At 70.6% G+C, this 23,246-nt stretch carries 21 protein-coding genes; 6 read left to right on the forward strand and 15 right to left on the reverse strand.

The window, feature by feature from the left end; translation table 11 throughout:
• The coding region (locus AC3WLN_RS10375; protein ID WP_492480973.1) for an AprI/Inh family metalloprotease inhibitor at positions 1-382 on the forward strand (382 nt) is incomplete at its 5' end.
• Between the two features lie 61 nt (positions 383-443).
• On the opposite strand, the gene AC3WLN_RS10380 is transcribed toward AC3WLN_RS10375, so the two are convergent.
• Positions 444-2,153, reverse strand: coding sequence for an outer membrane beta-barrel protein (locus tag AC3WLN_RS10380; RefSeq protein WP_492480975.1), 1,710 nt, complete (start codon positions 2,151-2,153; stop codon positions 444-446).
• Between the two features lie 282 nt (positions 2,154-2,435).
• On the opposite strand from AC3WLN_RS10380, the gene AC3WLN_RS10385 reads away from it, so the two are divergent.
• Positions 2,436-3,452, forward strand: coding sequence for a KpsF/GutQ family sugar-phosphate isomerase (locus AC3WLN_RS10385; RefSeq protein ID WP_492480977.1), 1,017 nt, complete (start codon positions 2,436-2,438; stop codon positions 3,450-3,452).
• 4 nt (positions 3,453-3,456) lie between these two features.
• On the opposite strand, the gene AC3WLN_RS10390 is transcribed toward AC3WLN_RS10385, so the two are convergent.
• Complete coding sequence (locus AC3WLN_RS10390; RefSeq protein WP_492480979.1) at positions 3,457-4,545, reverse strand: glycosyltransferase family 61 protein; 1,089 nt, start codon at positions 4,543-4,545, stop codon at positions 3,457-3,459.
• Between the two features lie 171 nt (positions 4,546-4,716).
• Here AC3WLN_RS10390 and mutL point away from each other — a divergent pair, with 171 nt between their 5' ends.
• Positions 4,717-6,618, forward strand: a complete 1,902-nt coding sequence (gene mutL, locus AC3WLN_RS10395) for a DNA mismatch repair endonuclease MutL (RefSeq protein WP_492480981.1) — start codon at positions 4,717-4,719, stop codon at positions 6,616-6,618.
• Here mutL and AC3WLN_RS10400 read toward each other — a convergent pair.
• Positions 6,615-7,226 carry an FMN-dependent NADH-azoreductase gene (locus AC3WLN_RS10400; RefSeq protein WP_492480983.1) on the reverse strand — a complete coding sequence of 204 codons (612 nt, stop codon included), beginning with the start codon at positions 7,224-7,226 and terminating at the stop codon, positions 6,615-6,617. The two genes, mutL and AC3WLN_RS10400, sit on opposite strands and share 4 nt — an antisense overlap.
• Positions 7,227-7,302: 76 nt before the next feature.
• Here AC3WLN_RS10400 and AC3WLN_RS10405 point away from each other — a divergent pair, with 76 nt between their 5' ends.
• Entirely contained in the window at positions 7,303-7,698 is a 396-nt protein-coding gene (locus tag AC3WLN_RS10405; RefSeq protein ID WP_492480985.1) for a winged helix-turn-helix transcriptional regulator, read from the forward strand.
• A 15-nt stretch (positions 7,699-7,713) separates the two neighbouring features.
• Here the strand turns inward: AC3WLN_RS10405 and AC3WLN_RS10410 are convergent, their stop codons facing one another.
• From AC3WLN_RS10410 to AC3WLN_RS10425, 4 genes are all read right to left on the reverse strand, one after another.
• Positions 7,714-8,826, reverse strand: a complete 1,113-nt coding sequence (locus AC3WLN_RS10410) for a spore photoproduct lyase family protein (protein WP_492481058.1) — start codon at positions 8,824-8,826, stop codon at positions 7,714-7,716.
• Between the two features lie 89 nt (positions 8,827-8,915).
• Complete coding sequence (rsmD, locus tag AC3WLN_RS10415; RefSeq protein ID WP_492480987.1) at positions 8,916-9,473, reverse strand: 16S rRNA (guanine(966)-N(2))-methyltransferase RsmD; 558 nt, start codon at positions 9,471-9,473, stop codon at positions 8,916-8,918.
• A complete protein-coding gene (locus AC3WLN_RS10420) occupies positions 9,470-11,467 on the reverse strand; it encodes a pseudouridine synthase (protein WP_492481059.1) in 1,998 nt (665 codons plus the stop codon). The genes rsmD and AC3WLN_RS10420 overlap by 4 nt, the downstream gene beginning before the upstream one ends.
• A gap of 1,067 nt (positions 11,468-12,534) precedes the next feature.
• Positions 12,535-12,738, reverse strand: a complete 204-nt coding sequence (locus AC3WLN_RS10425) for a CsbD family protein (protein ID WP_056211453.1) — start codon at positions 12,736-12,738, stop codon at positions 12,535-12,537.
• 234 nt (positions 12,739-12,972) lie between these two features.
• Between AC3WLN_RS10425 and AC3WLN_RS10430 the strand changes: the two genes are divergently transcribed.
• Positions 12,973-13,440 (forward strand): nucleoside deaminase, encoded by a 468-nt coding sequence (locus tag AC3WLN_RS10430; protein ID WP_492480989.1) that lies wholly within the window; start codon positions 12,973-12,975, stop codon positions 13,438-13,440.
• A 4-nt stretch (positions 13,441-13,444) separates the two neighbouring features.
• Here AC3WLN_RS10430 and AC3WLN_RS10435 read toward each other — a convergent pair whose 3' ends face one another.
• Positions 13,445-13,765, reverse strand: coding sequence for a hypothetical protein (locus AC3WLN_RS10435; protein WP_492480990.1), 321 nt, complete (start codon positions 13,763-13,765; stop codon positions 13,445-13,447).
• Positions 13,766-13,862: 97 nt separating this feature from the next.
• Positions 13,863-15,353: an MFS transporter gene (locus tag AC3WLN_RS10440; RefSeq protein ID WP_492480992.1), complete on the reverse strand. Its 1,491-nt coding sequence runs from the start codon at positions 15,351-15,353 to the stop codon at positions 13,863-13,865.
• A 131-nt stretch (positions 15,354-15,484) separates the two neighbouring features.
• On the opposite strand from AC3WLN_RS10440, the gene AC3WLN_RS10445 reads away from it, so the two are divergent.
• Positions 15,485-15,739 carry a hypothetical protein gene (locus tag AC3WLN_RS10445; protein WP_492480994.1) on the forward strand — a complete coding sequence of 85 codons (255 nt, stop codon included), beginning with the start codon at positions 15,485-15,487 and terminating at the stop codon, positions 15,737-15,739.
• On the opposite strand, the gene AC3WLN_RS10450 is transcribed toward AC3WLN_RS10445, so the two are convergent.
• The 6 genes from AC3WLN_RS10450 to AC3WLN_RS10475 all read right to left on the reverse strand — a co-directional run bounded on the left by AC3WLN_RS10450 (position 15,723) and on the right by AC3WLN_RS10475 (position 23,141).
• Entirely contained in the window at positions 15,723-16,805 is a 1,083-nt protein-coding gene (locus AC3WLN_RS10450) for an ABC transporter permease (RefSeq protein ID WP_492480996.1), read from the reverse strand. The two genes, AC3WLN_RS10445 and AC3WLN_RS10450, sit on opposite strands and share 17 nt — an antisense overlap.
• The gene (locus tag AC3WLN_RS10455) at positions 16,802-17,725 is read right to left on the reverse strand and encodes an ABC transporter permease (RefSeq protein WP_492480998.1); all 924 of its coding nucleotides are present in this window, start codon (positions 17,723-17,725) and stop codon (positions 16,802-16,804) included. The genes AC3WLN_RS10450 and AC3WLN_RS10455 overlap by 4 nt, the downstream gene beginning before the upstream one ends.
• A complete protein-coding gene (locus tag AC3WLN_RS10460; protein WP_492481000.1) occupies positions 17,722-19,326 on the reverse strand; it encodes a peptide ABC transporter substrate-binding protein in 1,605 nt (534 codons plus the stop codon). Before AC3WLN_RS10460 ends, AC3WLN_RS10455 begins: the two co-directional genes overlap by 4 nt.
• 4 nt (positions 19,327-19,330) lie before the next feature.
• A complete protein-coding gene (locus tag AC3WLN_RS10465) occupies positions 19,331-19,765 on the reverse strand; it encodes a GlcG/HbpS family heme-binding protein (RefSeq protein WP_492481002.1) in 435 nt (144 codons plus the stop codon).
• Between the two features lie 68 nt (positions 19,766-19,833).
• Positions 19,834-20,817, reverse strand: a complete 984-nt coding sequence (locus AC3WLN_RS10470) for an alpha/beta fold hydrolase (protein ID WP_492481004.1) — start codon at positions 20,815-20,817, stop codon at positions 19,834-19,836.
• 449 nt (positions 20,818-21,266) lie between these two features.
• Positions 21,267-23,141: an ABC-F family ATP-binding cassette domain-containing protein gene (locus AC3WLN_RS10475; RefSeq protein ID WP_492481006.1), complete on the reverse strand. Its 1,875-nt coding sequence runs from the start codon at positions 23,139-23,141 to the stop codon at positions 21,267-21,269.
• Between the last annotated feature and the right edge of the window lie 105 nt (positions 23,142-23,246).

Below are 23,246 nucleotides of genomic sequence, written 5' to 3' on the forward strand. Positions count from 1 at the left end.
GGCGCCGCCCGTCGGCGCCAACGTCGCCGTCGGCCCCGCGACGCCGGTGATCGCGCCGGAGCCGGCCCCCGTCGCGCCGCCCCCGCCGCCGGTGGTGGCCAGCGGCCGCTCCTCGGTGGTCGGCACCTGGAACGCCAAGGACGCCACCGGCGCGAGCTGCAAGGTCTCCCTGTCGAGCGCCCCCGCCCTCGACCTCTACAAGGCCAGCGCCTCGGGCTGCCCGAACAAGGACCTCTCCAAGGTCACCGCCTGGGATTACCGCGACGGCGAGGTCTATCTCTACCAGCCCGGCGGCACCGTCGCGGCCCGCCTGCGCCAGGGCGGCGGCGCGCTCGACGGCGCGCTGTCGAAATCCGGCGCGTCGCTCGCGATGGTGCGCTGAAAACCGCGCGACCTCGCCGCGACCCTCTCGGTATACCGCGGGCGAAAAACGGCCCCGTGCGTCACGGATTGACGCGCAGGCCGAGCAGGAACGTGTTGGCGTGGAAGCTCGAACCGGCCGCCGTGCTGTCGAGACGCTGGTAGATGTAGCTCCCGCGCATCGCCAGCCAGCGGTTGAAGCGATAGTCGAGCCGGGCCGTCGCGGAGAAACCGCGCTCGGTGATGTTCACCCGGTCATAGTCGTTCGACAGATAACTGAAGCCGCCGGTCAGCGAGAGATTGCGCAGGAGGTCGTGCTGGACTTCCAGCGTCGCGGTCTGTGTCAGGACACCGCTCGAACCCGGGACCGACGTCTCGGTGACGCCGGTGGCGGCATTCAGCCGGACGGTGGTGAGCGGACTCGCGCTCCAGATCACCCCCGCGCTGACGACCGGCGCCGTCAGGTCGCGCAGACTCGGGTCGACATAGCTGCGGTGCTGAAGACCGGCGGAGATTTCGCCGGTGACGAACCGGGTCAGCGCGAAGGTCGCACCGCCCGAGAGCGTAATGCCATCCGAGTCCCGCCGTATTCCCGCAGAATCCACGCGCGTATCGTAGACACGCGTATCGGCCAGGACATCCACGAACGGGGTGATGACCGGCGAGATCTCGTAACCCGCCCGCAGTTGCAGGCCGTACTGGTTTAGGTTGCGGTCGCTCTGGCGCAGGATGGTGCCGTCGGAGAGCTGCGCATCCTCGAATTCCGAGCGGTCGAGCAGGCCCCGCAGCGACACCTGCACCCGGTTGAAGCGTTCCGTGACCCCGACCGTCGTCCCGTAGCTAGCCACCAGCGGCCGGGTCGCCGTCGCGGCCGCCAAGTCGGGCGTGCCAGTGCGTTGTGTTTCCAGAAGAAATCGGCCTTCGACCTCGATCCGCGTATCGCGGTTCGCATCGATCCGCAGCCGGGTCACGCCGGTGCCGTTGGGGCGGCTCGCCCCCTGGTTATCGGGAAAATCGACGTAGCCGCCGCGCAGATCGCCGGTGAGTTCGCTCGACGACCAGTCGCTGCGGAAGCTCAACTCGCCGTCGGTCCGAAGCGCCAGCGAAGGCTTCGCCAGCCGGTTGGTGATCTGATCCGGATTGGTGTCGTAGCCGATGCTCTGCTGGATCGCCGGCAGGATCGTGAAGGTCCCGACCTTGATGCCGAGCGGCGCGTAGGCTTCGTCGATCGTGATCGGCCGGCGCAGCGCCGTCGAGAGGAAGAAGCCCGGTGTCTGCACCCCCGCGAGCGGCAGGATCGTCGGCAGCGGTACGCCGCTCACGGCATTGCGCACCACCGGCGTCAGGCGCAGGTCGTAGGGCGGCACCTGCGTGATCGACCGCACCGGTCGGACCGTGGCGCTTCCCAACCGACGCGGCGGTATCGCCCGCAGGCGCAGGATGCTGGTCAGGCCGCGGTTGTTGGCGCCGCTGCCGGCGCCCGAAGTCAGCGCGCTGCCCGAGCGGCTCCCTGAAAGGGCACGGGTCGCGAGGCCGCCCCCGCCCGTCGTCTCGCCACCGGTGGCGCTACCGCCGCTACTGAGGACGGCACTGCCGGCGGTGCTGCTTCCCCGGAGGCTCGGGCCCAGGGGCTGGACATCACCGACGCCCGCGGTCTCGGACGTGCTGCCGGCCGTGTCCGACGGAGTGGCTTGGGCATATGCCGGCTGCACCGGCAGGGTGGTGGCAGCGATCACCGCGAAGCCACCAAGGCTTCGGAAGCGCCATCCTGCGGTCGGCCCTGCGCGTGTCACGGATCGACGTCTTTCGGCTGACCTTCGCGCCGAACCCGGCGCTTCGAGACCTGGACCGCTGGCGGAAACGCGCGGCGGACGACGCCGCGGCATCCCCCCGCGAGGAGGCCTGGACGTCATGGTTAACAGGCCTACAACCGGCACGGTTAATGGGGCGTCAACGGGAGGCGACCGGTATCGGAGAGCCCGCCGGAGTCGCCATCCGACCACAATCGCTCTTCATAGGCAGTCGGCTTTCGCGGCTCACAGGTCCGCGATCTTACGAGAAGGACGTGGGGCGGTATGGCTCCAGCAGATTCCGCGCAGGCCTTGCGCCCAGCCGAAACGACGCTTTCCCCCGCGGTCGCATCGGCCTTGCGAACCATCGAGACTGAACGCGAAGGACTCGCCTGCCTGATGGAGTCCATCGGCAATGGACTCGGCACTGCGTTCACGGAGGCGGTTTCGCGTATCGCTCACGCCAGGGGGCGCGCGATCCTCACCGGCATGGGCAAGTCGGGCCATATCGGTCGCAAGATCGCCGCGACCTTGGCATCGACCGGCACACCGGCACTCTATGTCCATCCCGCCGAGGCGAGCCATGGCGACCTCGGCATGATTCAGCCCGAGGATGTCGTGGTGGCGCTGTCGTGGTCGGGTGAAACCACCGAACTCGCCGACATCATCGGCTATGCCCGGCGCTATCGCGTCGGGCTCATCGCGATCACGTCCAACCGCACGTCCACCCTGGGCCGCGAGTCCGACATCTGTCTCACGCTGCCGAAGGCGCGCGAGGCCTGCCCGAACGGTTTGGCCCCGACGACCTCCACGGCCATGCAACTCGCGCTCGGCGACGCCCTGGCCATCGCCCTTCTGGAGGCCCGAGGCTTCTCGGCGCGGGAATTCAGTATCTACCATCCCGGCGGTCGGCTCGGCGCGTCGCTGCGCCAGGTCCGCGAGGTCATGCACACCGGATCCCAATTGCCGGTCGTTCCGCGCGGAACGCCGATGCGCGCGGCCATCGCTGAGATCGATGCGAAGGGGTTCGGCTCGGTGGTCGTCGTCGAGGCTGACGGGCGCCTCGCGGGAATTCTCACCGACGGCGATCTGCGTCGGAACGTCTTCCGCAGCGACCTCGACAGCCTCGCCGTCGAAGCTTTGATGAGCGGAAAGCCTCGGACGGTATCTCCCGAGACGCTGCTGGCGAAGGCCTTGGAAATTCAGGAATCGATGAAGATCACGGCGCTGATCGTCGTCGAGAACGAAACTCCGGTCGGGCTCGTGCACTACCACGACCTGCTACGTTCGGGCGTCGCCTGAGCGCTCAGGTCCGGCGATCGAGCCAGCGCTGGACCGGCCTCCAACCCGGGATCCACTTGGCTCGCCACCGAACCGCGTCCTCCGCCGCATCGCGAGCGTCGAGGGTGTCGAAGGTCCGGACCCGCTCCAGCATCTCGGCGGCGACCGCCTGCGGATCGGGAATGGACCAGCCGAAATGGAAGCCGGGCTCGTCTCCGATCGTGCTTCCGGGAACGAAATAATAGCGGGCTCGTGTGCCGTTCAGGGCATCAAGCAGGAGGAAATTGGCGTTGACCGGCGGAGTCCAATTCAGAGCCAAGATGCGCCGCTTCGGAGCCGCGAAGACGGCGGTGTGAAACGCCGATCCCGCAGTTCCGAGCACTATCCACCGCTCGGAAAGCAGGCGGACGAGTTCGGGGAAGCGCAGGGTCTCGGGAGAGACGATGTCTACGCCCTGCCGAGCCAGGGCATCACACAGCGAGTCCTCGTTGCGTAGCCGCGAAATCCCCGACGCCAATCGCGCCTTCGACAGGTAGACGGGCCGCTTCTCCTGATCGACGGCGGACCGGTCGTAGAATGCTTCTCCGGCGAAACGGGTCAGCGTGCCGTAGATCGCGTAGGTGAAGTCCTGCTCTTTCACGCAGGGCTCGGGGATCAGCAGTTCGGGGATCCGCGTCACCTCCTGAAAGGTGACGAGATCGTCGATACCCAGATCGAAGCGATTGAGGATGTCCGCGAGGAACGGAAGCGTGGACCATTTGGCGTGCAACGCGTCCAGCGGTCCCTCCGCGTAGCAGAGCAGACGTGGCTTCGGCCCCGTCCAATTCAGCAATGGCCAGAGGCGCGCGAAGGTACCAAGCAGGAAATGGCCATAATGGGTGATCAACGGACCGATGAAGAGGGTCGGGCGATCGTCGGCCTGATCGACGACGTCCGTCAGCATCGGGTTGGCGCCGAACTCGATGATTGTCCCGGCGGCGTCACACAGCGCCCAACTCCCATCGGGAGCCGCCGGTTGATAGATGGCGTTCTTCTCGGTGCGGAGAGCCGGCAGGGTGTCGCGGTGTTCGGTACGTCCCCAGACTGTGCGGCAACGCTGAAGCTTGGGTCTCACGCGCGAACAGGTCCTCGGATCTTGATGTAAGGTGGCGTCATTCTAGGCGCCGGAACCGGCAGCCGTTCGGATCAACGCGGCAAGTCGACGATCCAGCGCGTCCGGCGCCAGCGATGAGGGGCTTCGCATGGCCTTTCGGCCGGGTCTGGGCGCACCTATAGTTGCCTCCGCATGCTCACGCCACCTCGCCCCGTCCGACGCCTCGATCCGATCCTCGTCGACCGCATCGCAGCGGGTGAGGTGGTGGAGCGACCCGCCTCGGCGGTCAAGGAACTCGTGGAGAACGCGATCGATGCGGGCGCTCGAAGCATCGAGGTTTCGATCGAGAGCGGCGGCCGACGCCTGATCCGCGTGGTCGACGACGGCGCCGGCATGGATGCCACAGACTTGGCGCTCGCCGTCGAACGGCATGCAACCTCGAAACTTCCGGGCGGCGATTTAACCTGCATCGAAACGCTCGGCTTCCGGGGTGAGGCGCTCCCCTCCATCGGTGCTGTAGCGCGCCTCACCCTCACCAGTCGTACAGCACAAGCGGACACCGGCGTGACGCTGACTGTCGATGCCGGCGTGAAGGGCGAGGTTTGGCCGGCACCGAGCGCGAAAGGCACGCGCATCGAGGTGTGTGATCTTTTCGCGGCCACGCCGGCACGCCTGAAATTCCTCAAGTCCGACAGAGCCGAAACGGCGGCGGTTGGTGACATTCTGCGTCGCCTCGCCGTCGCACAGCCGCAGATCCGTCTGGTGCTCCGCTCCGAGAGCGGAACGCCTCTTGTCTTTCCGGCCGAAGCCGATACGGGACCCTCCGCGACACTGCGCCGGCTGATAGGGGTGTTCGGTCCCGATTTCGGACCGAACGCTCTCGCCCTCGACATGGCCCGGGAGGGCTTCGCTCTTTCCGGGCATATCGGCCTACCGAGCTTCCACCGGGGGGCCGCCAATCAGATCCACTTCACGGTGAATGGCCGGCCGGTTCGCGACCGGCTTCTGCTCGGTGCGGTACGAGGCGCCTATGCCGATACCATGAGCTCCGACCGCCATCCGGTCCTCGCTCTCGCGATCCACTGCGACCCGTCACTGGTCGACGTGAACGTGCATCCGGCCAAGACGGAGGTCCGCTTCCGCGATCCAGGCCTAGTCCGTAGCCTGATCGTCAGCGCGATCCATGAGACCTTGCGCCAAGCCGGCCTGCGCGGTTCGACCACCGGTATGGCCCAGACCCTGGATGCCCTGCGTCCAGCAGGGCTTACCGCTCAGTCCGGTGCCAACACCTACCCGACCATCCTGCAGAACCACTCTCGTCACATCCCGTCCGTTTCGGCGCCGAGCCAGCACCGACCGGCGATCCCCCGGGCTTCGGCGTTTGCCGGACTGGCCGAGTCGGCACAGGCTGAGTTCGAGCGGGACGTCACGGCGCCGTCGGCGGATTACCGTCCTGAGCGGGAGCGATCGGAGGATGTCGCTCATCCGCTCGGTGCGGCGCGGGCGCAGCTGCACGAGACCTATATCGTGGCCCAGACCACGGACGGACTCGTGCTGGTCGACCAGCACGCGGCCCATGAGCGTCTGGTCTACGAGCGGCTGAAGCGGGAACGTGCGGGCGGCGGTATCGCGCGACAGGGGCTGCTGATCCCGGATGTCATCGACTTGCCTCCTGGGGACGCAGAGCGGCTCGTGGCCGTCGCGCCGGACCTCGACCGCCTCGGCTTGACGCTCGAGCCCTTCGGCAGCGGCGCAGTTCTCGTCCGGGAGGTTCCCTCCATCCTCGCTGGCGCCTCGATCCGGACCCTCGTCATCGATATCCTCGATGCACTCAGCGAAAGCGGACTGGAGGACGGAAGCCCGGACGGCACCGACGAAGGGGGGGGACCGCTCGGCCGGCGCCTGGACGCGATCCTGTCGCGGATGAGTTGCCACGGCTCGATCCGGGCGGGTCGACGCCTGCGCCCCGAGGAGATGAACGCACTCCTGCGCGAGATGGAGGCGACGCCCCTCGCCGGCACCTGCAACCATGGCCGCCCGACCTTCGTGGAACTCAAGCTCCACGATATCGAGCGGCTGTTCGGGCGCCGCTAGGCTGCGGGCAGGTTCGAGGCAGCCTGCAGGGCTCCGTCGATGGCCTTCTGCCGGGCTTCCGGGCCCAGCGCGATACCCTCGGCGACGATCACCTCGGGGTCGGTGACACCGATGAAGCTCAAGATCACCCGCAGGTAGGTTTCGGCATGCTCGGCCGCGGCGTTCGGCGTACCGGCTCCGTAGAGCCCACCGCGGGCGACGGCGACGATCACCCGCTTCTGAGGGACGAGGCCGACCGGTCCGTTCTCCGTGTATTTGAAGGTCTGGCCGGCCACGAGGATCCGGTCGATCCAAGCCTTGAGCTGCGAGGAAATCGTGAAATTGTAGAGCGGAGCGCCGATCACCACGATATCGGCCGCGAGGAATTCGGTGAGGACGGTGCGACCGAGCTCGACGTCGTGCTGGATGTCCGGTGTATTCGTGGCGTTCGGCTGCTGGCCGGCGAGATACGCTCCTGACAGGTGCGGAATAGGCGTGGCGGCAAGGTCGCGATAGCTGACCTCGAGATCAGGGTTCCCCTTCCTAAGATGCGTGACGATCGCCGCCGACACCGTGCGGCTGACGGAGTGATCGCCCAGAATGCTTCCGTCGACGTGAAGGAGTTTCATGATCGGTTCCCGGTATCAGACGTGTACCGGGCCGCTATAGAGAACCGCAGGGACGCCGGCGCAAGGAGGCACATTCGTGGAACCGGGGCACACCGAGGGAACCGTGTCGCAGCAACCGCACAACCTCGGCGATTGCCAGGCCGTCGGAACGGTGCTGTCGCGGATCGGTGACAAATGGACGATCCTCGTTGTCATGACGCTGATAGACGGTCCACGGCGTTTCAATGAATTGAAGCGGATGATCGGGGGCGTTTCGCAACGGATGCTGACATTCACGCTGCGTGGACTTGAGCGCGACGGCCTCGTTTCGCGCACCGTCTATCCAACGATTCCACCTCGCGTGGAGTATGCGCTCACCGATCTAGGTCGGTCCCTGCAGAAGCCGGTCCAGGCCCTGGGGTCCTGGGCCTTCGCGAACCTTCCGGCCATTCAGGACGCCCGCATTCGTTTCGACGGAAACGGAGAAGGCTGAGATCGCAGTCTCGTTTCAGGTCCAGTAGAGTAGCTTGGCCTGCGGAAGGTAACGCGTAAGGTTCTCGGTCATCGATAGCCGCATCGCCTGCATGAGGTCGCGCGGGTAGACATATTTAAGGGAGCCGAACTTCGTCATTTTTCGGCTGCGGTCGGTCTCCCGCATCGGCAGATCTGAACCTGGATACCAGGTCTGCAGCACCTCCTTCGATCCGGGCGTGAATCGATGGGTGATGAGTTCGGCCGTAAGATCGAGGTCCTTGACACCGGTCAGCGCCGTCGCCGCATCCCGGATCAGACCGGCATAGGCGTCCTCCCAGTCTGGCACGGGCAGGATCGGCGCGATGGTGAGGCCGACGGGATAGCCGGCCTCCGCGACGGCCCGAAGGGCCGCGAGACGGGCGTCGAGGCTGCTGGTGCCGCCCTCGTAGCGGGCCGCGGCGCGCGCATTCACCGAGAAACGGATGCGGGTGCGGCGGTGATGTGGAAGGTCCAGCAAGGACTTAACCGCCGCGAACTTCGTGGTGAAGCGCAGCTGTACCGGTGCATCCCAGGCCCCGAACCGGGTGATGGCAGCGGTGAGCGAGCCGGTCAGATGTTCGATGCCGAGGGGGTCGGTGTAGCAGGAGGCCTCGAAGGTGGTGCCTTCCTGAGCACGGGTCGGTTGGGCAGAGGTGACGGCGCCCTGGCCGAGATAGGCCGGGAGGTTGCCGAGGATGGCGTCGAGGTTGGCGTAGGCGCGCGTCACCGGGGGGCCCGAGAGCGAGCCGGCGAGGTAGCAGTATTGGCAATGGGCCGGGCAGCCCTCGGCGAGGTCGAAGCGCCAGTCGGCACTCGGCGGAATCGGCTGGAGTTTCAGCTTGGTCGGCGGGGCGACGACGATGGCGAGGGTGGCCTTGGCCTCGCGATAGGCCACGCGCGGATCTGGATTGCGCAATCCTGTCAGACGGTTGGCGAGAAGACGCTCCACCGGCAGTCCGAGGGCTTCGGCGCGGGCGACCATCGCGCGGCCGTGGTCGTATTCCAGGGCGGCGGGCGTGACGAGGACGCGGCGCGGGCGCCAGAGGCGGGCGGGGCGCGGGTCGGGAGCGACCGGCGGGGCGTCGGTTCGGGCGTCGGCGAGGACCATCCCGGGTGAACGCACCGGCCGTCGTCGGGGTCCGGAGCGCGCGCGCGGGTCGCGCCCGTATACCAGGAGGGTCGCGTCGAGGTCGTGTCTCAGGCGGCGTAGCGCGCGTAGGCGAGGGCCGTGTCGCCGTAGACCCGGCGCTCCAGTTCGGTGAAACCGGCCGGGAGCGCGACGTGGACGCTCGCGGATTCCTCGATGACCGCGAGGGCGCCGGGGGCGAGCCAGCCGCCGGCCGCCGCGCCGGCCAGGGCCGCCGGGGCGAGATCGCGGTTGTAGGGCGGGTCGCAGAACACGAGGGTGAAGGTGCCGCTGGTGCCGGCCGGGCCGAGCCGCGTGGCGTCGCGCCGGAACAGGCGGGTCGATCCTTCGGCGCCGAAGGCTTCGATGTTCTCGCGAATCAGCGCCCGGGCCTCGGCGCCCTCGTCGACCAGGAGGGCGTAGGACGCTCCGCGGGAGAGGGCCTCGAAGCTCAGCGCCCCGGTGCCGGCGAACAGGTCGAGCACCCGGGCCCCCGCGACGGCGTCGTCATAGGCATGGGCGAGGACGTTGAAGATCGCCTCGCGCAGGCGGTCCGAGGTCGGCCGGATGGCGTCGGTCTTCGGCGTGGCGAGGCGGCGACCGCGATGATCGCCGCCGACGATCCTCACCGGCTTCCACCGCGGGGCGGACGCGCGCCGCCGCCGCCGGGCTTGCCGCCGCCGGACCCGCCGCGGCTGAAGCCGCCCGGCTTGCCGAAGCCGCCGGGCTTGCCCGACCCGCCCGGCTTGCCGCCGCCCTTGAAGCCGCCGCCGGGTTTGCCGGCTCCCTTGAAACCGCCGCGATCGCCATCCGGGCGGGCGCCCTTGTGGCCGCCGCGCTCGCCGTCCTGGCGGGGGGCGCCCCCCTTGAAGCCGCCGCGCTCGGTGCCGGGGCGGTCGTTGCCGCGGAAGCCGCTGGGCTTGTCGTTGCGGAAGCCGTCGCGGGCCGGGGCGCCGCGGGAGGCCGGACGGGCGCCGCGGTCGTCGCCGCCCTCGGCGCGGTTGGGGTTGCCGCGGAAGGGGCCGCGCGGCCGGTCTTCGCTCCCGCGAGGGGGACCACGGCGCTCGGCGCCGTCCTGGCTCCCGCGAGGGGGACCACGGCGCTCGGCGCCGTCCTGGCTCCCGCGCGGCGGGCCGCGACGCTCGGCACCGTCCTGCGAGCGGAAGTTCCCACGCGGACGGTCGTCGTCCCGACGCGGCGGCCGGCCTTCGCCGCCGAAGCTGCGAGCGGGCCGGTCACCGGAGGGGCGAGGCCCCGAGGCACGATCGTCGGACTGCCGGAAGGGGCGGGCCTGCGCCTCGGCGCGGGGGGCGCGGTTCTCGCGGGGCGCGGTCTCATCGCTCCGACGGCGCACGGCGCTGTCGCGGCGATGCGGCTCGGCGGCGGCCTCCTGCGGGCTCGACTTCAGGCGCTCGACCAGCACCCGGCGCTCGCCGGTGCTGATGGCGCCGACGCGCTCGCGGCCCCGGGACGCGGCGGCCTCGCGCTCGGCCTTCGGATCGGCCCCCCGGCGCGGGATCTTCACCCGGCGCGGCGCGTCCTCGGGACGGGCTTCGTCCTCGGCGCGCCAGACGGAGCGGCGCGGACCGGCGCTGTTGCCGCCGGTGGGCACGCGGACGGGCTTGGCCGGCGCCATCGGACGGCCGCCGCCGCGCGGGCCCTCGTCGTCGTAGCCGCGCGTGTCCCGGCGCTGGGCGGCCGAGGCGCTCCGGGCGGGCTGCTTGGCCTGTTGCTTGGGCGAGCCGAAGGGCGCGATCGGCTCGCGCACCGGGCTCTCGAAATCGACGCCGGCCTGCTCCGAGAGGGCCGGGCCGAGCTGCTCCTTGAGCACCTTGGTGCGGATCTCCTCCGCGAGGCCCGCTTCGAGATCGCCGAGCTGGAACGGCCCGAAGGAGAGTCGGATCAGCCGGTTCACCGCGAGCCCGAGATGCTCGAGGATGCGCTTGACCTCGCGGTTCTTGCCCTCGCGCAGGCCGAGGGTGATCCAGAGGTTGTCGCCGGAGGCGCGGTCGAGGGTCGCCTCCACCGGGCCGTAATCCATGCCGTCGATGGTCACGCCCCGGCGCAGCTTGTCGAGCTCGGCCTGGGTGGTGTCGCCGTGGGCGCGCACGCGGTAGCGGCGCAGCCAGCCGGTATCCGGGTGGGCCACGACCTTGGCGAGGCCGCCGTCGTTGGTGAGGAGCAGGAGCCCCTCGGTGTTGATGTCGAGGCGGCCGATGGCGACGACGCGGGGCAGGTCCTCGGGCAGGTTGTCGAAAACGGTCTGGCGACCCTCGGGGTCGCGGGCCGTGGTCACCAGGCCGCGGGGCTTGTGGTAGATCCACAGGCGGGTGCGCTCGCGGGCCGGCAGCGGCTCGCCGTCGACGGTGATCCGGTCGTCGGGGGTCACGTTGATCGCCGGCGAGGTCAGCACCCGGCCGTTGAGGGTGACGCGGCCCTGCTCGATCATCGCCTCGGCGTCGCGGCGCGAGGCGATGCCGGCGCGGGCGATGGCCTTGGCGATGCGGTCGCCCTCGGGCGTGCCCTCGTCGCGGGCCGGCCCATCGGCGGCGGCCTCGGGCCTCGGCGCGGGCTTGGCCAGGGCCGTCTTGCGGCGCAGGGGCGCGTCGCCGCCCCGCGGCATGGCGGCGGGCCGGACCTTGGGCTTCTCCTCGGCCGACGGGCCGGGAATGCCGGCATCGGTCGCCGGGGCCCAGGGCTCGGGCGGGGCCGGCCTGCGTTCGGACGAACCCGGCTCGGAGCGTTCCGGCGCCGAAGCCGCGACGGGCTTCGCCATGGTGCGCTTGGCCGCAGGTTCGGCCACGGAGGGTTCCGCGGCGGATGCGGGAGCCTCCGTTGCCGAGGTCTCGGACGCAGAAGTCTTGGAGACCGAAGTCTTGGATACCTTCGCCGCCTTGGGCTCGGCCTGCTCGGCCTCGACGGGCGTGTCCTTGCCGGATTTGGCCTCGGTGGGCTTAGCCGCGGTGGACTTTGCCTTTCCAGCTTCGGCCTTCGCCTCGGTGACGGCCGCCGTGGGCGCGCGCGGCGCGGATTTCGACTTGCCGGAGGCGGCCTTCGGCGCCGTGGCCTCGGCAGGCTCGGCCTTGGACGGCTCGGCCTTGGACGGCTCGGTCTTGGAAGGCTCGGTCTTACCGGTCTCGACCTTCGCGGTCTTCGACTTGGCCGAACCAGCCTTCGCAGGCTCGCTCTTGGAGACCGCAACCTTGGCGACCGCAATCTCGGCGGCATCGTCCTTCGGGGAGGCAGCCTTGTCCTTCGAAGACTTGGAATCCGACACCTTTCCCTTTGAAGCCTTGGTCTCGGAAGACGTCGTGGCGGAGTCCGCGGCGCGCGCAGGGGCGCGCGTCTCCGCCTCGGCCTTCGCGTCCTTGGCCTTCGCGGGCTTGCGCGCCGGCGTCTCGCCCGCCGCCGCGGCGGGCGTCGTCGCGCTGCTCTTGGGTGAGGCCGTCTTCGCCGAGGCCTTTGCCTTCGAACGGGAGGTCTTGGCAGGCGCGTCCTCGGACCCGCCCATCGTATCGTCAGTCTTGTCGGTCATGCCTGCCCCATAACAGAGCAGAGGCGCGGTTGCGAGTGATCCCGCGCGCAAGGGCCGCGGGTTCGGTGAATCCCGGCGTCAAACACGAAAAAAGGCGGCTCGCGCCGCCTTTTGCCGTTCCGCTCGCCGCGGCGTCGAACGCCGGGCCGGGATGCTCAGAGCTTGCTCTTGACCGCGTCGGCGGCGTTCTTGACGCCGTCCTTGGCGTCGCCGACGGTCTTCTGGGTCTCGCCCTTCAGCTCCTGGGCCTTGCCCTCGGCCTTCAGCTTGTCGTTATCGGTCACGTTGCCGATGCCCTGCTTGACGTTGCCGACGGCCTCGTTGGCGAGACCCTTGATCTTGTCGGTGGTGCTGCTCATCGTGCGCTCCTCGTCTTCGGGTTGGCGGTCGGCGTGGGGTCCACCGTGCCGCATTGCCCACTTCAACGGCCGCGCTCCGGCGATGTTCCGCCGTTTAACATCCTCGTGATGGCGTCCCGTCCCCGGCTCGGGGCGGCGACACGGCCACCGTCGAGCCCTGTCGGACCGGCGGCCCATTGCGCCGCGGCGGCGCGGCGCTCAAGGATCGCGGATCGATCGTCAGGATTTCGCCCGATGCCAGAGACCGATCCGCCCCCCTCCGATCCCCTGAGCCTCGCCTTCGCGGCGGCGCGCCGGGCGGCGGAGGAGGGCGAGGTTCCGGTGGGGGCGGTGATCGTGCGGGACGGAGCGGTCGTCGCGGTGGCGCACAATCGTCCCCGGGCCCTGCGCGATCCGACCGCCCATGCGGAGATCCTGGCGATCCGGGCCGCCTGCCGGGCTCTGGACGACGAGCGCCTGAGCGGCTGCGACCTCTACGTCACCCTCGAACCCTGCGCCATGTGCGCGGCCGCGATCTCCTTCGCCCGCATCCGGCGCCTGTACTTCTCGGCCTCGGACCCGAAGGGCGGGGCGGTGGAGAACGGGCCGCGCTTCTTCAACCAGCCCACCTGCCACCACGGCCCGGAGGTCTATGGCGGCCTCCGGGAAGGCGAGGCCGCCGCCCTGCTGCGGGCCTTCTTCGCCGAGCGGCGCGAGGCCTGAGCGCTCAGCTGCCGCCGCCGCCCCCGCCGCCGGTGTTGCCGATCGGCTTCTGGTTCTGCTCGGCATTGCCGGAGGCGCCGGAATTGTTCGAGACGCTGGAGGCGCCGGTGGCTCCCGGGGCGATCGTGCCGATCGAGCCCGGGCCGCCATTGTCGACGCCCCCGGGCTTCACCACCGTCGCGCCGACGACCCCCGGCGCCGTCATGCGCGGCGGACCGGGCGGCTTGATCTCGGCCGGGGCATTGCCCTGGGCGAAGGCCACGGAACCGCTGGCGAGGAGGGCGCTGGTCAGGACCAGCGCGCGCGTGGTGGAGATGATCCGCATGAGGTCCTTCCGGGGATGGAGGTGACACGATCCGTGCACCACCAACCCGGACCATCCCCGGTGGTTTCAAGCTTTGCCGGCGCGAAACGCCGGGTTTTCAGGCGGCCGCCAAAGGTTTCGAAACGTCTTCCAGAGATTTCCCCTCCGCCGCCGTGCCGAAGACACCGCCGACGATGGCCGCCACCGCCATCAGGGCCGCCCCGACGAGGTAGCCGATCAGCACGTTGTCCCGCGAGCCGGTCTCCACCAGGGCACCGAACAGGAGTGGGCCGGAGACGCCGCCGATGCCGGTGCCGAGCGCGTAGAACACCGCGATGGCCAGCGCCCGGATCTCGAGCGGGAAGGTCTCCGCCACCGTGAGGTAGGCCGCGCTGGCGGCGGCGGACGCGAAGAAGAACACCACCATCCAGGCCGCGGTCTGGCCCACCGGGCCGAACACGTCGATCTTGAACAGGTAGCCGGTGACCGTGAGCAGGACCGCCGAGATGCCGTAGGTGAAGGCGATCATGGGACGGCGCCCGATGGTGTCGAACAGGCGGCCCAGCAAAAGCGGACCGAGGAAGGAGCCCAGGGCGAAGGGCAGCAGGTACCAGCCGACGTGATCGCCCGGCACGTTGTAGAACCGCTGCAGGACGAGGGCGTAGGTGAAGAACAGGGCGTTGTAGAAGAACGCCTGCGCCACCATCAGGGCGAGCCCCACCAGGGTCTGCTTGCGGTGGCCGACCAGCATGGTGCCGAACACCTCCTTGAGGGGCGTGTGGCTGCGGGTCCTCAGCTTCATGCACCTGCTCTCGTCGATGGGCGGCAGGGTGTGGCCCTCGTCGGTGAAGCGCTTCTCGATGGCGGTGACGACCCGGTCGGCCTCGGCGACGTAGCCGTGGGTGGCGAGCCAGCGCGGGCTCTCGGGAATCCAGGTGCGCAGGAGCAGGATGACGAGGCCGATGCCGCCGCCGACGAAGAAGGCGATGCGCCAGCCCCAGGCCGGGTCGATCATGCCCGGGCGCAGGACGACGATGGAGAGGAACGAGCCCATCGCGGCGCCGATCCAGAACGAGCCGTTGATCACGAGGTCGGTCCAGCCGCGCACGCGGGCGGGGACGAGCTCCTGGATCGTCGAGTTGATGGCGGTGTATTCGCCGCCGATGCCCGCGCCGGTGAGGAAGCGGAACAGGCAGAAGCTGTAGATATTCCACGACAGGCCCGTGGCGGCGGTGGCGGCGAGGTAGAGCGCCAGGGTGATGAAGAACAGCTTCTTGCGGCCGATGCGGTCCGTGAGCCAGCCGAAGCCGAGCGCTCCGGTGACGGCGCCGACGAGGTAGGAACTGGCCGCGAGACCGATGTCGAACTCGGTGAAGCTCATGGGCTCGGCCCGCAGCGCGCCCACGAGGGAGCCCGCGAGGGTGACTTCGAGGCCGTCGAGCACCCAGGTGATGCCGAGCGCCACGATGACGAGGACGTGGAAGCGTCCCCAGGGCAGGCGGTCGAGCCGGGCGGAGATGTCGGTGTCGATCACGCTGCCCATCGGGACCCGCTCCGGCGTCGATCCCGAAGTGCCGCTTCCCCGTTCCGCCACGGCCCTGGTTGCCATCGAGTCCTCGTTAACCGTGCTGTACGACAGTTGTTGGCAATCCGGCGCGACGCCCGGCGGTTCCGCCAAGCTTCGCGCAAAGGTTAAGTCATCTCGGCTGAACTCGGCGGACTCTTCCGGACGCTCCGCCGATGCCCGCCTTCCCGTTCCGCGTTTCTTCCACCCTGGTCCTCGCCCTCACCATCCTCGGACTTCCACCCGCCGCCGCCGAGGCGGGACGCGGCGCCACCGCGCGCGGGCTCGATCCCTGGCGGCTTCGACCGAGCGACGCCGTGCCCCCGGAGTCGGAGCCGGCGCGGGACGCCAAGGGGCGCCCGGTCTCGGAGATCCCGGAGGCGCGGCGCGTGGTCCGCGTGGTCTATCCCGGACTCACCGGTCCGCGCTGAGGCGTGGGTCGAGGGCCTCGGCGAGGCCGTCGCCCAGCACGTTCAGAGCGACCAGGGTGGCGACGAGGAACCCGGCCGGGGCCGCGAGCATCCAGGGCGCGGATTCGAGGGCGCGCGAGCCTTCCGCGATGAGGGCGCCCCAGCTCGTGGCCGGCTCCTGCACGCCGAGACCCAGGAAGGAGAGGAAGCTCTCCAGCAGGATCACCCGCGGCACCAGCAGGGTCGCCGCCACCGTGACCGGCCCGAGGGTGTTCGGCACGATGTGGCGCCGCAGGATCGCGGCGGCCGAGAGGCCGAGCGCCTCGGCGGCGCGCACGAAGTCGCGCTGGCGCAGGGACAGGGTCTGCGCCCGGGTGATCCGGGCCATGTCGAGCCATTCCACCGCGCCGATGGCGATCAGGATCAGCCCCAGCCCGGCCCGGAAGAACACCAGCAGCATGATCACGAAGAACACGAAGGGCAGGGCGTAGAGCACGTCGACGAACCGCATCATCACCGCGTCGACCCGGCCGCCGGCATAGCCCGCCACCGCCCCGTAGGTGACGCCGATGAGGAGGGCGACGCCGGTGGCGACGAGGCCGATCAGCAGGGAGACCCGGCCGGCGACGAGGCTGCGGCTGAGGAGGTCGCGCCCGAGCCCATCGGTGCCGAGGGGGAAGACCAGCCGCCGCACCGGCGCCTCCACCACGAGGCGGCGCCCCTCCGCCTCCCGCGCCACGACGGTGGCGGGGCCGAACAGGTCGGAGCGGGGCAGGTAGCTCAGCGCCCGCTCGTTGATCGGGTCTCGCGCCGACAGGGTGACGTGCAGCCGCCCGTCCGCGACCCGGATGTCCTCAGCCGTCACCCGCATCCGGAAGGCGAGGCGCTCCAGGGCCGGGGCGACGGCCTCGGGCCGCGGATGGGGCCGCAGCGAGGGCACCGTGCGCACGAGGTCGGGATAGATCCGCCCCGGATCGTGCCCGGTGAGCGGGGGTCCGGCGAGGCAGGCGAGGGCGACCAGCGCCAGCACGGCGAGGGCCGCCAGGGCGCCCTTATTGCGGGCGAGGCGCCCGAGGGCGCGCCTCACCGGGCCGCCCGCAGGCGCGGGTCGAGGAGGCCGGAGAGGAGGTCGGCCACGAGGTTGAGGGCGATGACGAAGAGCGCCACCAGCACCACGGTGCCCATCACCAGGGTGTAGTCGCGGTTGAGCGCCCCGTCGACGAAGTAGCGGCCGATGCCGGGCAGGCCGAAGATGGTCTCGACCACCACCGAGCCGGTCAGCAGCGAGGCCGCCGTCGGCCCGAGGATCGCCACCACCGGCAGCAGGGCCCCGCGCAGGGCGTGGCGAGCGATGCGGAGGGGCGGCAGGCCCATGGCGCGCTGGGTGCGAACCGGCTGGGCCGCCAGCACCTCCGCCAGGGCGGCCCGGGTGAGCCGGGCCAGCGCCCCGACCTGGGGCAGCGCCAGGGTGATGACCGGCAGCACGAGGTTGGCCGGCGCGCCGTTCTCCCAGCTGCCCACGGGCAGCCAGCGCAGGGTCAGGCCGAAGACGATCTGCAGCAGGGGCGCCACCACGAAGGTCGGCACCGCCAGGGTCAGGCCGGCGGTGAGGCTCACGAGGCGGTCGATGGCGCTCCCACGACGGAAGGCCGCCAGCGCGCCGAGGCCGATGCCGAGCCCGAGGGCGAGCGCCAGGGCGAGGGCGCCGAGCGTCATCGAGACCGGCAGGCCGCGGGCGAACAGCTCGCCGACAGTGAGGTCGCGGAAGGAGAACGAGGGCCCGAAATCGCCGGTGAGCAGGGCGCCGAGATAGCGCCCGTACTGGACGCCGAGGGGCTGGTCGAGGCCGTAGACCCGGGCGAGGTTGGCCATGGCGGCCGGCGGCAGGGGCCGTTCCAGGTCGAAGGGACCGCCCGGTGCGAGCCGGATCAGGAAGAAGCTCGCGGTGACCACGGCGAACAGGGTCGGGATCGCCTGGGCGAGCCGGCGCAGGACGAAGCCGATCACGCGCCCAGCCTCAGGAAGCGCGTCGGGGCGGCGTTGCGCAGGTTCGGGTGGTAGCCCGACAGGCGCGGGGCGATCAGGGCCTTCGAGCGGGTGTGCATCACCGGGATCCAGGGCAGCTCGGTGACCGCGATGGTCTCGGCCGCGTGGAGGAGATCGGCCCGCCGGGCGATGTCGCGCTCGGCCGCCGCCCGCCGCATCAGGGCGTCGTAGGCCGGGTTGCTGTAGTGGCCCGGGTTGAGCCCGTCGTTGCCGCTCTCCAGCAAGAACAGAAAATTCTGCGGGTCGGAATAGTCGGCGATCCAGGACATGCGCGCCACGTCGAAGTCGCCGCCGTCGCGCAGGTAGGCGAAATGGGTCTTGGCGTCGGTGTAGACGAAGCGGGACACGACGCCGATGCCGCGCCACATGTCGGCGATGGCGAGCGCGGTGTTGCGGTTGTTGTCGCTGGTGTTGAAGCGGTACTCGACGCGCAGGGGCCGCCGGCCCTCGCCGAAGCCGGCCGCCACCAGCAGCGCCCGGGCCTCGTCCTCGCGGTCGATCGGCAGCGCCTCGCGCCCGGCGGTCTCCGGCGGGGTGCGGTAATGGTCGAGGCCGGGCGGGCAGAGCGAATAGGCCGGGTCCATGGTCCCGCCCCAGAGTTTCTGGGCGAGGAACTCGCGATCGATGACCAGCGAGAGGGCGCGCCGCACCCGCACGTCGTCGAAGGGCGCCTTGCGGGTGTTCACCGCGAGCGCGTAGAGGCCGAGCGAGGGCCCGAGCACCACCTGGCTTCCGAAGCGCGCCTGAAGCGAGGCGATCTGGTCGCCCGGCAGGTCGGCGAGCGAATCGATCTCGCCGGCCGCGTAGCGCCGGACCGCGCTCGACAGGTCCGGCGTCGGCAGGAAGGCGACCTGCGGGATCGTCACCGTGGCGGCGGCGTGGAAATACGGGTTGCGCTCCAGGGTGATGCGGTCGTTCGGCACCACCTCCCGCAGGCGGTAGGGGCCGTTGGTCACGCTGTTGCCGGCCTTGGCGAAGGCGTCGCCGTGGCGCGCGAGCGAGGGCGGATGCACCGGCAGCGCGGTCTGGTGCGTCAGAAGTTCGAGCAGGTACGGCGTCGGCTGCTCCAGGGTCAGCACCAGGCGCCGCTCGTCCGGGTCCGCCACGCCGAGGGCCTCGGGCGGCAGCGCGCCCTGGTTGACGGCCCGCGCGTTCCTCAGGGGGAACAGGACCTCGGCGTATTTCGCCGCCGTGGCGGGGGCGAGGATGCGCCGGAGGGCGAAGACGAAGTCCCCGGCCCGGACCGGGTCGCCGTTCGACCAGCGCCCGTCGGCGCGCAGGGTGAAGTCGTAGGTCAGGCGATCCTCGGACACGGTCCAGGCGGTGGCCGCCCCCGGGATGATCGCGCCGTGATTGTCGTAGGTGAGCAGGCCCTCGTAGAGGTCGCGCAGGATATGCGCCTCGGCCACCGTCGAGGACTTGTGCGGGTCGAGGGTCTCGGGGTCCGCATCGTTGCCGCGCCGGTAGAGGTCGGCCGGCGCGGCCGCGGCCCGGCCGACGCGACCGGCGGCCAGGAGCGCCGCCCCACCGACGAGGCAGTGCCGCCGATGCGGGCGCGGCATCGCCTCAGGCGCCGGTCTGCGCGGTGAGGCCCGCCGCCTCGATGCCGGCGAGGGCGCAGAGTTCGTCGTTGTCCGAGGTGTCGCCCGAGATGCCGACCGCGCCGATCACGGCCTCGCCCCGGCGGATGAGCACCCCGCCCGGCACCGGCACGAGGGCGGCCGGGCCGACGAGGTGGCTGATTGCGGCGACGAAATAGGCCTGCTCCTCGGCCCGCTTGTGGATCGCCCGACCGCCGAGGCCGAGGGCGAGGCAGCCATTGGCCTTGCCCATGGCCACCTCGGCCCGGCGGAGCGACGTCCCGTCCTCGGCGCCCATCGCCTTGAGGGCGCCCCGCGCATCGTAGACCACCACCGCCAGCGGCTTCAGCTTGTGGGCGCGGGCGGTTTCCAGGGCGGTGGCGACGATGGTCTGCGCGGCGGCGAGGGTGAGGTCGGACATTGGGGCTCCAGGTTTTTCGAGCTGGCGTGCCCCTCGACTAACCCGGCGCGGCGCGAGCGGCCAGGGGCTCAGCGCCCCAGCCGGGTGAGGAACGCGTCGTAGCGGGCGGTGACGGCACCCAGGCGCTCGAAATGCGGGAAGGCGCCCGTTTCCAGCACGTCGATGGTCCAGTTCGGCTCGCCGCGAAAGCGGTCGGCGTGGCGGTAATCGACGAAGTCGCCCCGGGTGCCGTGGACCATCCAGACCGGCCGGTCGAGGCGGGGATAGACCCGGCCGGTCTCGGTGGCGAAGAGGTGTCCGGCCAGGAAGGAGAACGGCGCGAATTCCGCTCCGGGCTGGTGGGCCGAGATCTGGTCGTATTCGAGCAGGCCTTCGTCGATGTCGCGCGAGCCCCAGGTCTTCTCGAGGAAGAAGCGCATGCTCGGGCGGCTGACCAGGAGGTCGAACAGCGCCCGGCCCCAGAGGGGATAGGCGGCGATGGCCCGTGCCGTGTCGCTGCCGGAGGGGTCGCGGCGCTCGTAGCGCCTGTCGAACCCGGTCGGGCTGATCAGCCCGAGGCTGCGGTAATCGCCCGGCCGGTCCAGGGCGGCCCGGGCCAGGAACTCGGCCGAGAGGGAGAGCGCCACCGCGTCGATGGCGGCGCCCCCGTGCCGGTGCCGGATCTCCGCCGTCATGGCGCGGATCGCGGCCGTCATCAGCGCCGGCGTGTAGATCCGGTCGCTGCGCTCGGAGAAGCCGAAGCCCGGCAGGTCGAGGGCATAGACCGGGCGCGATCCCGCGTAGTGCCGGTAGAGCGGCCGGACCTCGTAGGCGTTGGCGGCCGCGTTGACGGAGTGGATCAGGAGCAGCGGCACGCCCTCGGCCGGCCCGTCGGCATAGAACGACAGCCCGCCCGCCTCGCCGCCGAGGCATTCCTGCCGCCCGGGCAGGGCGGGCGGCATCCGGCGATGATGGTCGATGCCGAGGCGGCTATATGCGATCCAGGCGCCGGCGGCGCCGAGCGGCAGCAGCGCCAGCAGGGACCCGAGCCGGCGGCGGTGGGCATCGGGCATCGTCGGGGTCCCCTCGGGTTGCGCGATCGGAAACGCCCTGGGGCGGGGGATGTTTCCGGGTCGGGGCTGGCGGGTTCGTCGACTCGTGACGCCGTCCGATAAGCGCTCCGGCTGTATCGAGACCACAACGCGTCCCTCTCCCCCTTACGGGGAGAGGTGAGGAGTGGGGGTGGTTCCGCCTGCCTCCGCCAGCCTCCGCCGGTCGTGGGGGGATGCGTGCGTAGCGCCCATCACCGGAAAGGCAGCCGACACCGCACCGTCATTCCGGGGCGCCGAAGGCGAGCCCGGAATCCAGAACCGCCGACAGCGTAAAGTCTTGCGCAACCTGCGTTTCTGGATCCCGGGTTCCGCTGCGCGGCCCCGGGATGACGCAGTGCTGGGCGCGGATTTTCCAACATGGGGCATTCGCGTGGACCATCGCTGGACCATGGGAAGCGGCTCGATCCCGCTCAGGCCGTGGCGCCCTCGATCTCGCCGCTGAGCTCCAGCCACTCCTCCTCGGCCGCCTCCAGGGCGGCGGCGGCGTCGGAGCGCATCTTCATCAATTCGCCGGCCTTGGCCGGGTTGGCCTGGAAGGCGGTGCCGTCGGCGAGCGCGGCGTCGATCTTGGCCATGGCGTCGGTGAGCTTCTTCATGCGGGCCTCGACGGCCTCGAGCTTCTTGCGCAGGGGGGCGAGGGCGACGCGGCGGTCGGCGTTGGAGCGGCGCTCCACCGCCTTGGCCCCGCCGGTGGAATCGGCCGCGCCCTTCTCGGCCTCGCGCTCCGGCCCGGCCAGGACGAAGCGGCGGTAATCGTCCATGTCGCCGTCGAAGGCCTTCACGCTGCCGTTGGAGACGAGCCAGAGCCGGTCGGCGCAGGCCTCCACCAGGAAGCGGTCGTGGCTCACCAGGATGACGGCGCCCTCGTAGTCGTTGATCGCCTCCACCAGGGCCTGCCGGCTCTCGATGTCGAGGTGGTTGGTCGGCTCGTCGAGGATCAGGAGGTGCGGGCCGCGGAAGGCCGCGAGCCCCATGAGCAGGCGCGCCTTCTCGCCGCCGGAGAGCTGGGAGACCGGCGTCTCCGACTTGGTGCCCGAGAAGCCGAGGCGGGCGGCCGCGGCGCGGGCCTTCGATTCCGGCACGTCCGGCATCAGGTCGCGGACATGGGCGTAGGCGCTCTCGGCCGGGCGCAGCTCGTCGAGCTGGTGCTGGGCGAAGTAGGCGACCTCCATCTTGGAGGAGCGCCGCAATTCGCCGCTCAAGGGGGGCAGGCGCCCGCCGATCAGCTTGCAGAAGGTCGACTTGCCGTTGCCGTTGGCGCCCAGCAGCGCCACCCGGTCGTCCGGGGCCAGACTCAGGTTGAGACCCGAGAGCACGATCCGGTCCGGGTAGCCGGCCTGCACCCGCTCCATGGCGACGATGGGCGGGGAGAGCGGCCGCTCCGGGCTCGGCAGGCGGAAGGCCGGCACGTCGTCCTCGATCACCGAGGCGATGATCTCCATCTTGGCGAGGCGCTTGACCCGGGACTGGGCCTGGCGCGCCTTCGTGGCCTTGGCCTTGAAGCGGTCGACGAAGCTCTGGAGATGCGCCCGCTCGGCATCCTGCTTCTGCTTCGCCTTGGCCTGGAGCACGCGCTTCTCGGCCACCTGCCGGGCGAAGCTGGTGTAGCCGCCCCGGTAGATGCTGAGCTTGCCCCGGTCGAGGTGCAGGATGTGGTCGACGCACTCGTCGAGGAGGTCGCGGTCGTGGCTGATGATCACGGCCGTGCGGGGATAGCGCTCGAGGTAGTCGTAGAGCCAGATCGTGCCCTCGATGTCGAGGTAGTTGGTCGGCTCGTCGAGAAGGAGCAGGTCGGGCTCGGAGAACAGCACGGCGGCGAGCGCCACGCGCATGCGCCAGCCGCCGGAGAAGTCCGAGCAGGGGCGGCCCTGCGCCTCCGCATCGAAGCCGAGGCCGTGCAGGATGGCCGCCGCGCGGGCCGGCGCCGAATGCGCCTCGATGTCCACGAGCCGGGTCTCGATCTCGGCCCGCCGGATGCCGTCCGCGTGCTCGGCTTCCGCCATCAGCCGGGCCCGCTCGGTGTCGGCGGCCAGCACCACCGCGTGCAGGGTCTCGGGGCCGGCCGGCGCCTCCTGGGCCACCGCGCCGATGCGCATGCCCTTGGGCATCGACACCGTGCCGCCCTCGGTGGGCAATTCGCCGAGGATCGCCTTGAACAGGGTGGTCTTGCCGGCGCCGTTGCGCCCGACGAGGCCGACGCGGGCGCGGTCCGGGATGACGAAGGTGGCGCCGTCGAGGATCAGGCGCTCGCCGATGCGGTAGGTGAGGTCGTTGACGCGGAGCATGGCGCGCTTTTGCGGGGTCGGCGCCTCACTGGCAAGCGGCCCGCGCCGCGCCCGGATCGGCGCTTGGCGCGGAGCTCGCATCCACGGCTATCGCGCGGCGGGACG

Source organism: Methylobacterium sp. FW306-05-D (assembly GCF_058782155.1).

What these genes read in the sequence shown, in the direction of transcription:
- AC3WLN_RS10385 (WP_492480977.1), top strand. Translation starts at nt 2,436, where the DNA reads ATGGCTCCAGCAGATTCCGCGCAGGCCTTGCGCCCAGCCGAAACGACG.
- mutL (WP_492480981.1), top strand. Translation starts at nt 4,717, where the DNA reads ATGCTCACGCCACCTCGCCCCGTCCGACGCCTCGATCCGATCCTCGTC.
- AC3WLN_RS10400 (WP_492480983.1), bottom strand. Translation starts at nt 7,226, where the DNA reads ATGAAACTCCTTCACGTCGACGGAAGCATTCTGGGCGATCACTCCGTC.
- AC3WLN_RS10410 (WP_492481058.1), bottom strand. Translation starts at nt 8,826, where the DNA reads ATGGTCCTCGCCGACGCCCGAACCGACGCCCCGCCGGTCGCTCCCGAC.
- AC3WLN_RS10420 (WP_492481059.1), bottom strand. Translation starts at nt 11,467, where the DNA reads ATGCCGCGGGGCGGCGACGCGCCCCTGCGCCGCAAGACGGCCCTGGCC.
- AC3WLN_RS10425 (WP_056211453.1), bottom strand. Translation starts at nt 12,738, where the DNA reads ATGAGCAGCACCACCGACAAGATCAAGGGTCTCGCCAACGAGGCCGTC.
- AC3WLN_RS10430 (WP_492480989.1), top strand. Translation starts at nt 12,973, where the DNA reads ATGCCAGAGACCGATCCGCCCCCCTCCGATCCCCTGAGCCTCGCCTTC.
- AC3WLN_RS10435 (WP_492480990.1), bottom strand. Translation starts at nt 13,765, where the DNA reads ATGCGGATCATCTCCACCACGCGCGCGCTGGTCCTGACCAGCGCCCTC.
- AC3WLN_RS10440 (WP_492480992.1), bottom strand. Translation starts at nt 15,353, where the DNA reads ATGGCAACCAGGGCCGTGGCGGAACGGGGAAGCGGCACTTCGGGATCG.
- AC3WLN_RS10445 (WP_492480994.1), top strand. Translation starts at nt 15,485, where the DNA reads ATGCCCGCCTTCCCGTTCCGCGTTTCTTCCACCCTGGTCCTCGCCCTC.
- AC3WLN_RS10460 (WP_492481000.1), bottom strand. Translation starts at nt 19,326, where the DNA reads ATGCCGCGCCCGCATCGGCGGCACTGCCTCGTCGGTGGGGCGGCGCTC.
- AC3WLN_RS10465 (WP_492481002.1), bottom strand. Translation starts at nt 19,765, where the DNA reads ATGTCCGACCTCACCCTCGCCGCCGCGCAGACCATCGTCGCCACCGCC.
- AC3WLN_RS10470 (WP_492481004.1), bottom strand. Translation starts at nt 20,817, where the DNA reads ATGCCCGATGCCCACCGCCGCCGGCTCGGGTCCCTGCTGGCGCTGCTG.
- AC3WLN_RS10475 (WP_492481006.1), bottom strand. Translation starts at nt 23,141, where the DNA reads ATGCTCCGCGTCAACGACCTCACCTACCGCATCGGCGAGCGCCTGATC.